The following is an 11,257-nucleotide window of genomic DNA, read 5'->3' as shown; positions in this document are numbered from 1 at the left end:
AGTCAAATATATACGTGTAAAAGTATAACTATTGTCTTTAATGCTAATAATATTAACGCTCTCAAATGAATTTTTAACTAAAATGAGAAGGTGATTAATTGTAGTTTTATTTTAGTAACGCGTTAGCGTATTAGCCCTATTTTGATTTCATTGCGTTTTCAATATAGGTGTTAACACGTCTTTCAAGAATAGACAAGGTCACTGTGCCTTCTTCTAAAATGATGCTATGGAAGTCGCGAATATTGAATGATGTACCTAACTCGGTTTCTGCTTTTTGTCTTAATGCTCTGATTTTAAGTTCACCAATTTTATAAGAAATGGCTTGTCCTGGCCATGAAATGTAACGATCCGTTTCGGTAGTGACTTCGTGAATGGATAGTGCTGTGTTTTCAGACATATAGTCAATCATTTGCTGTCTTGTCCAGCCCTTTGCATGAACACCTGTGTCAACCACAAGTCGGCAGGCTCTCCACATTTCGTATGTTAATTGACCGAATTTCTCATAAGGAGTTGTGTAAATATTCATTTCATCAACTAAATATTCGGAATATAATCCCCAACCTTCACCATAAGCAGATAAATACAGATTCCGTCTGAATTTAGGAATTGTTTCAGGTAATTCATTATTCAGTGAAATTTGTAAATGGTGTCCAGGAACGGCCTCGTGAGCTGTTAATGCAGGTATGGTGTACAAGGTTCTGCTTGGTAAATTATAAGTGTTAACCCAATAAAATCCTGCCGTTGTGCTGCTGCGCGAAGAGGCGTATCGTCCGGCAGTGTAGTTAGGCGCAATCTCTTCAGGTACAGGAATAACACCATAAGGTTTTCTAGGCAATGTTTTAAAATATTTTGGAAGCTCAGCATCGATTCGTTTAGATATATCTCTTGCGAACATCATTAGTTCTTTTGCTGTTTTTGGTTGAAACTGCTCGTCTGTTCTTAGGAATTCTATGAAATCGGCAAAGTTGCCTTCAAACTCTAAATCATCAATAATTTGTTGCATTTCTGCTCTAATTCTTTTGACTTCATTTAGGCCGATTTTGTGAATATCATCTGCTGTGTATGCATTACTGGTTGTAAAAAAGTTAATTCTGTTCTGATAAAATGCTTCACCATCTGGAATACTTGAAACACCTAACTCTTGTCTTGTATTTGGGAAATATTCATCTTCAAAAAATCGCTTAATTTTTTTGTATTGATCAATGGCATTTTTTTGAACACTCGTTTTCGCAACATTAATGATAGAATCTCTTAAAGTGGTCGGCAAAGACTCTGGTAAATTGAGAAATGGCTTATAAAACTCGCTGGTTGTAACATCTGAAACGATGTGTTTATCATAGGTGACTTCATAATTATTAAAAACAGCTCTAGGTTGTGTCATGCCTTCCTTTATTGCAGCTCTCATAAGGCTGATATTGTAATCAACTGTTTGTGGTAGATTATCGAGACGTTTTAAATAATTGTTTATTTGTTCTTTGGTGTTTAAGGTTGTGTTTCCAATTCGATTTAATCGTAAATGAAATGCATACTCGTTTGTTATTGTATTTAAATAGGTTTTATAAGTGTTTGTGTCAATCTTATCTTGTAATACGAAGGCTAATAATTCTTTTGAAATTTTTTCGGATTCAGATAATTCATCGTCTGAAATTTGTTCTAGTTCTTTTTTTAAGTTTTCTGCAAAAAGAGCTTCAGCTTTATAATATTTAATGGTGTTTTCAACAGATTCAAAAGGTTTGAAGTCGTATTCTCTTTCTGTTTCATACGTTTTAATAATCGGATTTAAAGTATCGGAATCGGAACGAGATTGAAAGGATAATAATCCTAAATACATAATGAATACTAATGCTCTGAGATATTTCATATAAGATTTATAAAGGTTGTTTTTTAGAGTCATAAATTGCTAAAATAGAAGGTAGAGAAAGTATACGACGTGTATATTTCCGCTTTTATTAATAATTATGAATCCGTTACCGTTATAAAGATACGAGATAGACTGGGAATTCTGGCAATTTTGAATTTAAGCCACTTGCTGTTCAAGTTTTTTTTGACTTTGCAGTTGGTTCGAAAAAATTGGTTTTAAGAATCGTGCTAATTGATCAAATTCAATCAAAAATGCATCATGACCATGTATGGATTTAATCTCATGGATATTGACGTTTTCTTTCACGCTTTTTAAATCGACAAAGGTGTTCCAGTTTTCATCGGCTTTAAAGAATAAATCAGAATTAATGGTTATGATATGAATATCGCTTTCAATTTTAGAAGCGACCTCTAAAAATTCAGGTCTATCCTTTGTAATATCTATAGTTCGTAATATCTGATTCATCAGTTTATAAGCTGCCACCTGAAAACGACTTTCTAGTGCTTCACCATGATAACTTAACCACGATTCAATATTATAAAGTGCATCGTTTTTCTTAGTACGTCCAAACTTTTGAGTCAAGGATTCTGGTGTGCGATACAAGGTCATAGCGTGCATTCTTGCATCAGCTAAAGCTTGAGATGAATTATTTAACAGCGCGTCTTGAATGTGGCAGTTGGCAATGACCCAATCCGTAGATTTCCAGTCGGTAGCTATAGGAATTAAATGTTGAATTAAGCGTGGTTTTAAAGCGGCTAATTCCCATGCGATGCCACCACCAACAGAACCACCAATAACGGCGAATAATTCTTTTATTTCTAATTGTTCTATCGCTAAAGCAAATAGTTTTGCAATATCTCTTGCTGTAAAATCTTTATAATTTTCAATAATATGTTCAGGAATATTGTCAAAACCATTACCTAAAATATTAAACGATAAAATGGTGTAATCCGCTGTGTTTATACATTTTTCTTTGCCTATCATATCGTTCCACCAACCATTTTCGCCAATCACATTAGAGTTCCCTGTAAGTGCATGGTTTACTAAGATTATTGGTGCAGAATGTAACGATTGACCAAAAGTTTGGTAAGACAATTTTGCATTGATTGTCTTACCACTTTCGGTTGTGTAATTGTTTAATGTTATATAGTGTAAATGTGCCATTACAAATAGTTATATAGCTGTATATTCTTTTTCTACTGAAATTTTTAAAGGTGTTTTATTCTGTAAATTATCTTTTACAGGACAACGTTCTTCTACAATTTGAAGCCACTTTGTTAACACTTCAATACTAGCATCAGTTTCTGGAATTAGATTGAGGTTTATAGTTTTAAAACCAGCGCGCTCTTCAGTAGAAGTACCTAAAAAACGATTTGGATTTATGTCACCCGAAACTTCAATTTTTAAGCTTTTAATTGTGAAGCCTAATTCTTTGGCGACCAAATGTCCTACAACATTGGCACAACCTGCAAATCCTGCTAAAATATATTCTACAGGGTTAGCATCTTCATCGGTGCCTCCTAAAGCTTCTGGTTCGTCTACGACTAAAGTAAATTGTCTTGTTTTTCCTATAAATTGAGTTGCAGAAGCACTATCTCCTACAACTGAGAATTTTAAATCACTCATTGTTTTGTCTGTTTTAATTTTGAAAATTTAAAGTAGACGCCTTTATCACAAAGGCATCTACTTAGCTATTCATTAAAGTTTAATTCTGAAGTGCTTTTTTCTGCTTTACAACAGCAAAAGCGTCTTTTAAATCGTCTTTTAAATCTTCAATGTTTTCAATGCCAACAGATAAACGAATTAAATCTTTTGTAACTCCTGCGGTTTCTTGTGCCTCATCACTTAATTGTTGATGTGTTGTACTTGCAGGATGAATAATAAGTGATTTTGTATCTCCAATATTGGCTAACAGTGAGAATAATTTGGTAGTGTCTGCAATGGTTTTAGCAGCTTCATAGCCTCCGTCAACTCCAAAAGTTACGACGCCACTCTGACCTTCTGGTAAGTATTTTTTAGCTAGCTCATGGTATGGGCTAGATTCTAATCCTGGATAATTGACCCATTTCACTTCTGGCTGTTCTTGTAACCAAGTTGCTAATTCAAGAGCATTTTCACTATGTTTCTTTATACGAAGTTCTAAGGTTTCTAAACCTTGAATAATTTGAAACGCATTAAATGGACTTAAAGCTCCACCATAATCTCGTAAACCTTCTACTCTTATTTTAGCGATAAAAGCAGCTGCTCCAATGGCTTCACTATAGACTAAGCCATGGTAACCAGCAGATGGTTCTGTAAATTCTGGGAATTTTCCGTTAGTCCAGTCAAAGGTGCCTGCATCAATAATAGCACCTCCAAGTGAGGTTCCGTTTCCGGTTATGTATTTTGTTAATGAGTGAATAACAATGTTAGCACCATGTTCAATTGGTTTTAATAAATAAGGTGTAGCAACAGTGTTATCTACGATTAAAGGCACCTTGTGCGTTTTTGCTTCTGTAGAAATGGCTTCGAGATCTAAAACGTCTAACTTCGGATTTCCTAAAGATTCTACAAAGAATGCTCTTGTATTTTCTTGTGCTGCTTTTGCAAATTCTTCGGGATTAGAAGCATCTACAAACGTTGTGGTAATGCCGTGTCTTGGTAAGGTAACGCTTAATAAATTGTAGGTTCCACCATATAAACTGCTCGATGCTACAATATGGTCACCTGCTCTTAAAAGCGTCAGTAATGTTGTAGCAATTGCTGAGGTTCCAGAGGCTGTAGCAACAGCTGCAATACCTCCTTCTAGTGCTGCTAAACGCTGCTCTAGAATGTCGTTTGTTGGATTGTTTAAACGTGTGTAAATAAAACCAGGAACGGAAAGATTAAATCGTCCGGCTGCATCATCTGAATCGTCAAAAACATACGATGATGTTTGGTAAATAGGAACAGCTCTTGTTCCAGATGTTTGATTGGTGTCGTGACCTGCGTGCAACGCTTGTGTTGCGAATTTTTGTGTACTCATTTTTCTAAGTTTTTGAGTTAATAAATGATTAAACCAAAAGCCAAATAAGCCTCTCTTTTTTCCTGAACTTTGTCAAAGGGTTAGAAGCGTACTTAATAGAAAAATATTATAAAGAAAATGCTAATTACAGATGAGTAATTAGTCTTGAGTTATCTATCCAAATGTGCAAAAAATGACTTGCATATTTAAGTAGAATTTAGCACCTTCTTAGTAAATCTAAGGGTTGCTAAGGCTTCATAGGGTCATTCCCTCCACCTTTCTTGATAACATTTCAGTAAGTGTTTGAACTTTGTGAGCACAAATATTGCAATACAAAATTTAGAAATCCAAATATTTTGCTGCTTTTATTTGTTTTTTAACAATTTCATAAAAATTTTAGCTGTTTTTTGATAAATACTTAATACGTATAATTTCGGCTACAGGCTTGTTTTCAATCTTACTTTCTAGCCAAGAAATAATATCGAGATATAAAAAGGCGCGTCGCTCGTATGGATGCTCTTCAAAAGTTTTTAAGGTTTTATGCAATTCAATAAAGGCGTTTTTAAGATCGTGTGGATAAATATATTGAAGTCCTCTAATGAATTTTATCATTTCTTTTTGCACTTCATGAAGGTCATTCATCTTAATTAAAAACTTATAAGTACTTCGTAAAAGGGTGTCTAAATGATAGTCTAAACCAGCTTCATAATGTGCAACGAGATTTAGAACTCTAGAGAAGCAGAGTAAATCTTCGCGCATTGAAAGTGATTTGTTAGAAATAATTTTGTCTAAATATTTTATACATGCTTTATTGTTTCCTGCTCCAAAGTGTAAACTGGCAAACTTGTAATAGAATATCATTTTATGATGCGGATCAATTCTGTTATTAAACGGAATTAAGGCTTTTTCAATTTTAGGAATTAAATCTAAACCTTCTTCAAAACTTCCATCAATAAAGTGTTGATTAATACTGTGAAAGTTGGTGTAAAGAAACACTAAAGAGGCAACGTTTTCATCTTTAGGGAAATTGGCTTTGTTCACAGTTAGCTCAAACTCAGTAAACTTTTCTAAGAATTTTGGTTTGTTTCCAATAAAAAATAAAGCTTCGAGTAAGTAATTATTACCTTTTAAAAAGAAAACGGGGTTTAGGTTAATCATGCTTGGATTCTGATAAAATAAATCCACCCATTTTGAAGCGTATTTGTAACAACTTAAAAAGTCTTGAAGCAAAAAACTTTGCCATAAATTGGCTTTATAAAGCCATAATTTTTCACGAAACCCAAGGTCTTCAATTTTTACCTTAGGTAAGCGTTTGTTAAAATAATTAGTGACCATGTTGGCCTCTTCTTCATTTCTAATATAGCCGGTTTTTAAAATAGTACTATAGAGCTGAAGCGATAAATTAGAAAGTTTACTCGCTATCATGTTCAGTGAACTCAACTCCTTAGCTTGCACTGTCAACTCATCTGCGCGTGTGCTGATGCTTCGTGTAATGTATTGTGATTCTATTACTTTTTCGAGTTCAACAATTTCAAAAGCAGAGTTTTTTTCTTCATTTGCAATCGCTAGTTCTTTAGCTTTATCTAAGATTTTTAAGCTTTGTTTATACAAGCCTTTATGATATAAAATGGAAGCAAAATCTAGTTGTTCTCTAATTTGTAAACGCACATTTTGATGCGAAGGGTTAAGTTTTAAACTTATTAAAACTTGTTTGTATAAATGAGCTTTTACATTTGCAAGTTGTCGTTTTTTAACGATGCCACTTTTTATAATTGCTGCTTCATTATAGGTTTTTGATTTGTCTAAAAGATTAAAAAGTTTCAAAAATTTTGAATCTGAATTTACTCCAAGTCGACCCACATAAAGTTTGAATTGTCGTTTTTCAGACTTTGTCAATGACTTTATGAGTGAGAATAAATTATCTTTTTGGTCTTTAGTTATCAATATAAAATAGATTTAGAAACCTGTTAATCAGTAATTTAAAATACATTTTGGCAACTGAACATCGTAAAGTTATAGGTTTGTCAAAATTTATGGCAATTTCAAAACATATATTCGTTAGACAATACTATAAAATATATTTTGATATATGTCAAATAACAACATACAAATCTTCGATACAACCCTTCGGGATGGAGAACAAGTGCCAGGTTGTAAATTAAATTCTGAACAAAAAGTAATCATTGCTGAAAAGTTAGATCAACTTGGAGTTGATGTGATAGAAGCAGGGTTTCCAGTGTCTAGTCCAGGTGATTTTAAATCGGTAGAAGGCATTTCTAAAATAGTGAAAAATGCTACAGTTTGTGGTTTAACCCGATCTGTAGAAAATGACATCAAAGTAGCTGCAGAGTCGCTTCGATATGCAAAAAAACCAAGAATTCATACAGGTATTGGTACTTCTGATTCGCATATAATTCACAAATTTAAATCAAACAGAGAGGCTATATTAGAGCGTGCTTTTGAAGCTGTAAAATTTGCAAAATCATTTGTAGAAGATGTTGAGTTTTATGCTGAAGATGCAGGAAGAACAGATAATGAGTATTTAGCAAGAGTTTGTGAAGCGGCGATAAAAGCAGGTGCAACAGTGCTAAATATTCCTGATACAACAGGGTATTGTTTGCCAAGCGAGTATGGAGCAAAAATTAAGTACCTAAAAGAAAATGTAAAAGGTATTGAAAAGGCTATTTTGTCTTGTCATTGCCATAATGATTTAGGATTGGCAACAGCAAATTCTATAGAAGGTGTAATTAATGGAGCTCGCCAGATAGAATGTACTATTAATGGTATTGGTGAGCGTGCCGGAAACACAGCTTTAGAAGAGGTTGTTATGGTGCTAAAGCAACATCCTTATCTCAATTTAGATACTAATATAAATACTTCTATGCTTTATGGACTGAGCCAGTTGGTCAGTGACAGTATGGGAATTTATACACAGCCAAATAAAGCAATTGTTGGAGCAAATGCGTTTGCGCATAGCTCTGGAATTCACCAAGATGGTGTGATTAAAAATAGAGAAACGTATGAAATCATTGACCCTAAAGATGTGGGTGTTACTGAGTCTGCGATTGTGTTAACGGCAAGAAGTGGGAGAGCTGCTTTGGCGTATAGAGCAAAAAATGTAGGTTACGAGCTTACAAAACTGCAATTAGATGATGTGTATGCAAATTTCTTAAGTTTTGCAGATAAAAAGAAAGAAATCAATGATAATGATATTCATCAAATTATTGAAACAAGTAAGGTGTATCAACAAATAATTTCAGCATAATAGATGGGTAAAACATTATTCGATAAAGTTTGGGATTCGCATGTGGTCAGTACGATAGAAAACGGACCGCAGATATTATATATTGATAAGCATTTAATCCATGAAGTAACAAGTCCGCAAGCTTTTAATGAACTAGAAGAGCGTGGGATTCCTATTTTTAGGCCCAATCAAATTGTGGCGACAGCAGATCATAACACTCCAACATTACATCAAGATAAGCCTATTAAGGATGCGTTATCTCGAAATCAATTGGAGCAATTGTCTGAAAATTGTAAAAAAAATAATATTACCCTTTATGAGTTAGGGCATAAATATAACGGTATTGTGCATGTAATGGCTCCAGAGTTGGGAGTGACGCAACCAGGCTTAACCATGGTCTGTGGCGATAGTCATACCTCAACACATGGTGCGTTTGGAGCCATTGCTTTTGGTATTGGTACAAGTCAAGTAGCGCAAGTTTTTGCAAGTCAATGTTTGTTGCTTACCAAGCCAAAAAGCTTAAGAGTAACGGTTAATGGTCAATTGAAGAATGGCGTTTTACCAAAAGATGTTATTCTTTATATTATTTCAAAATTAGGAACCAATTCAGGGACAGGTTATTTCTGTGAATATGCTGGAAATGTTTTCGAAGAGATGAGTATGGAAGGTCGTATGACCGTTTGTAACATGAGTATTGAAATGGGAGCACGTGGCGGAATGATTGCGCCAGATGAAACCACTTTTAATTATGTGAAAGGTCGAAAATTTGCACCTCAAGGAGAAGATTTTGAAAAGAAAGTAGCCTATTGGAAAACCTTGCCAACAGATGATGATGCAACGTTTGATAAAGAATACAGCTTTGATGCCGCCGATATAGAACCAATGATCACCTATGGAACTAATCCAGGAATGGGAATTAAAATTTCTGAAAACATTCCTACGGATGAAAATCCATCGTTTAAAAAGTCATTGTCTTATATGAATTTTGAAGCTGGTGAAAGTTTAATTAACAAACCCATCAATTTTGTGTTCATAGGAAGTTGTACCAATTCTAGAATTGAAGATTTTAGAGTCGCAGCAGATTATATTAAAGGAAAGAAAAAAGCAGCTAATGTTACAGCTTGGTTAGTGCCAGGAAGTAAACAGGTTGAAACGCAAATTATAGACGAAGGATTAAAAACTATTTTTGATGATGCTGGTTTTGAATTACGTCAACCAGGTTGTTCGGCATGTTTGGCCATGAATGATGATAAGATTCCACAAGGAGAATACTGCGTGTCTACTTCAAATAGAAATTTTGAAGGACGACAAGGTCAAGGGTCTCGTACTATCTTAGCGAGTCCGTTGGTCGCAGCAGCAACAGCAGTAGAAGGTAAAATTATAGATATTTCAAAGCAATTAAATTAATGGAAAAGTTTACAACATTACAATCTAGAGCCATTCCATTACATATAGAGAATGTAGATACAGATCAAATTATACCAGCACGTTTCTTAAAAGCAACAGACAGAAAAGGCTTTGGTGATAACTTGTTTAGAGATTGGAGATATCATAAAGATGGTTCAGTTAATACAGATTTTGCACTCAATGACTCTAAGTATTCTGGAAAAATATTAGTAGCCGGAGATAATTTTGGCTGTGGATCTAGTAGAGAACATGCGGCATGGTCGTTAACAGATTATGGCTTTAAAGTCGTAGTCTCTAGTTTTTTTGCAGATATTTTTAAAGGCAATGCCTTAAATAATGGCTTGTTACCCATTCAGGTTTCGGAAGGATTTTTAAGTGACTTATTGGACCTTTTAGTGTCTAAACCAGAGACCGAAATTGTAGTGAATCTCGAAAGTCAAACCATTTCTGTAAAAGGTTCAGGTTTACAAGAAGATTTTGAAATTGATGCCTACAAAAAAACATGTATGATTAATGGCTATGATGATATTGATTATCTCGTAAATAACAAAGAACAAATTGAAGCTTTTGAAGCTCAAAAAATATATTAAATAATTAACTTAAAAGTACCGTTGATTCGGAAACGATTTTTCTCTAGATGAAATTAAATATAGCAGTTTTACCAGGTGATGGTATTGGTCCAGAAGTAACAAATCAAGCTATTAAAGCTTTGAAAGCAATTGCTTCAGAATTTAATCATAATTTTAAATTTACAACGGCAGATGTTGGTGCTGTTGCGATAGATAATCATAATGATGCTTTGCCAGACAAAACATTAGATTTATGTAAAAAAAGTGATGCGATTTTATTTGGTGCTATTGGACATCCAAAATACGATAATAACCCTTCGGCAAAAGTACGACCAGAACAAGGTTTGCTTAAACTGCGAAAAGAATTAGGTTTATATGCTAACATTAGGCCTGTAAAAGCTTATAAAACATTATTAGATAAGTCCCCTTTAAAGAAACATATCATTGAAGGTACAGATATTTCAATTTATAGAGAATTGACTGGTGGAATTTATTTTGGTGAAAAGCACTTATCCAAAGATGGTGATTACGCTTCTGATTTATGTTCATATTCTCGCGAAGAAATTGAGCGTATTGCACATTTAGCTTTTGTTGAAGCAGAACATAGAAATCATAAAGTAACTTTAGTCGATAAGGCTAATGTTTTAGAATCGTCTCGACTTTGGAGAAAGGTGGTAAAAGAAGTTGCGGAGCAATATTCAGATGTAACATTAGACTTTTTATTTGTAGATAATGCAGCAATGCAAATGATATTAAACCCGAAACAATTCGATGTTATTTTAACAGAAAATATGTTTGGTGATATTATTAGTGATGAAGCTAGTGTTATTGGTGGTTCAATAGGGCTTTTAGCTTCAGCTTCTGTTGGAGATACATATGCAATGTTCGAGCCAATTCATGGATCATATCCTCAAGCAGCTGATAAAGGAATCGCAAATCCTATTGCTTCAATTCTTTCTGCTGCTATGTTGCTCAGTCACTTTAACTTACATAATGAAGCCGAATTAATTAGGTTAGCTGTAGAAAAATCGTTAAAATTAAACATCTCAACACCTGATATAAATTCGGTGGTAAACACAGTGACGACCTCTAATGTTGGTGACTTTATAGAGGATTTTATCTTTAATCCTAAAGATACAAACCTCAATTTTAAGAATATCCACTTAGGGCAGTCCACAATAATTTAATAAAAA

General features: G+C 34.0%; 9 protein-coding genes and 1 riboswitch. Of the genes, 4 read left to right on the top strand and 5 right to left on the bottom strand.

The genetic code is table 11. The features are described from left to right. Nucleotides 1–136: 136 nt before the first annotated feature. The 5 genes from K1X16_RS04310 to K1X16_RS04290 form a co-directional block, all read right to left on the bottom strand. Entirely contained in the window at nt 137–1,861 is a 1,725-nt protein-coding gene (locus K1X16_RS04310) for a DUF885 domain-containing protein (RefSeq protein WP_225035161.1), read from the bottom strand. Between the two features lie 156 nt (nt 1,862–2,017). Then, nucleotides 2,018–3,025, bottom strand: a complete 1,008-nt coding sequence (locus K1X16_RS04305; RefSeq protein ID WP_225035160.1) for an alpha/beta fold hydrolase — start codon at nt 3,023–3,025, stop codon at nt 2,018–2,020. 9 nt (nt 3,026–3,034) lie between these two features. After that, nucleotides 3,035–3,487 carry an OsmC family protein gene (locus K1X16_RS04300; RefSeq protein WP_195869910.1) on the bottom strand — a complete coding sequence of 151 codons (453 nt, stop codon included), beginning with the start codon at nt 3,485–3,487 and terminating at the stop codon, nt 3,035–3,037. Between the two features lie 79 nt (nt 3,488–3,566). After that, on the bottom strand, nt 3,567–4,865 hold the full coding sequence (locus K1X16_RS04295) for an O-acetylhomoserine aminocarboxypropyltransferase/cysteine synthase family protein (RefSeq protein ID WP_225035159.1): 1,299 nt from the start codon (nt 4,863–4,865) through the stop codon (nt 3,567–3,569). 146 nt (nt 4,866–5,011) lie between these two features. Next, a riboswitch (SAM riboswitch) is annotated at nt 5,012–5,135 on the bottom strand. Nucleotides 5,136–5,240: 105 nt separating this feature from the next. Further along, nucleotides 5,241–6,785: a hypothetical protein gene (locus K1X16_RS04290; protein WP_195870164.1), complete on the bottom strand. Its 1,545-nt coding sequence runs from the start codon at nt 6,783–6,785 to the stop codon at nt 5,241–5,243. Between the two features lie 148 nt (nt 6,786–6,933). Between K1X16_RS04290 and K1X16_RS04285 the strand changes: the two genes are divergently transcribed. Genes K1X16_RS04285 through leuB form a run of 4 tightly spaced genes read left to right on the top strand, consistent with a single transcriptional unit; the run spans nt 6,934 to nt 11,251 of the window. Continuing rightward, complete coding sequence (locus tag K1X16_RS04285; protein ID WP_195869908.1) at nt 6,934–8,109, top strand: 2-isopropylmalate synthase; 1,176 nt, start codon at nt 6,934–6,936, stop codon at nt 8,107–8,109. A gap of 3 nt (nt 8,110–8,112) precedes the next feature. After that, nucleotides 8,113–9,495: a 3-isopropylmalate dehydratase large subunit gene (gene leuC / locus K1X16_RS04280; protein ID WP_195869907.1), complete on the top strand. Its 1,383-nt coding sequence runs from the start codon at nt 8,113–8,115 to the stop codon at nt 9,493–9,495. Beyond that, entirely contained in the window at nt 9,495–10,085 is a 591-nt protein-coding gene (leuD, locus tag K1X16_RS04275) for a 3-isopropylmalate dehydratase small subunit (RefSeq protein ID WP_225035158.1), read from the top strand. Before leuC ends, leuD begins: the two co-directional genes overlap by 1 nt. A 47-nt stretch (nt 10,086–10,132) precedes the next feature. Then, on the top strand, nt 10,133–11,251 hold the full coding sequence (leuB, locus tag K1X16_RS04270) for a 3-isopropylmalate dehydrogenase (RefSeq protein ID WP_225035157.1): 1,119 nt from the start codon (nt 10,133–10,135) through the stop codon (nt 11,249–11,251). The last annotated feature ends 6 nt before the right edge of the window (nt 11,252–11,257 follow it).

It is taken from the genome of Winogradskyella sp. SM1960, assembly GCF_020179375.1.
In the GTDB taxonomy this organism is placed as follows: Bacteria; Bacteroidota; Bacteroidia; order Flavobacteriales; family Flavobacteriaceae; genus Winogradskyella; species Winogradskyella marina.
Note: the sequence above shows the minus strand (reverse complement) of the source record. Positions and strands in the feature narration are given on the sequence as shown.

Excerpts from the sequence above, each read along its gene's own strand:
- K1X16_RS04310 (WP_225035161.1), bottom strand. The coding sequence starts at position 1,861 with ATGAAATATCTCAGAGCATTAGTATTCATTATGTATTTAGGATTATTA.
- K1X16_RS04305 (WP_225035160.1), bottom strand. The coding sequence starts at position 3,025 with ATGGCACATTTACACTATATAACATTAAACAATTACACAACCGAAAGT.
- K1X16_RS04300 (WP_195869910.1), bottom strand. The coding sequence starts at position 3,487 with ATGAGTGATTTAAAATTCTCAGTTGTAGGAGATAGTGCTTCTGCAACT.
- K1X16_RS04295 (WP_225035159.1), bottom strand. The coding sequence starts at position 4,865 with ATGAGTACACAAAAATTCGCAACACAAGCGTTGCACGCAGGTCACGAC.
- K1X16_RS04285 (WP_195869908.1), top strand. The coding sequence starts at position 6,934 with ATGTCAAATAACAACATACAAATCTTCGATACAACCCTTCGGGATGGA.
- leuC (WP_195869907.1), top strand. The coding sequence starts at position 8,113 with ATGGGTAAAACATTATTCGATAAAGTTTGGGATTCGCATGTGGTCAGT.
- leuD (WP_225035158.1), top strand. The coding sequence starts at position 9,495 with ATGGAAAAGTTTACAACATTACAATCTAGAGCCATTCCATTACATATA.
- leuB (WP_225035157.1), top strand. The coding sequence starts at position 10,133 with ATGAAATTAAATATAGCAGTTTTACCAGGTGATGGTATTGGTCCAGAA.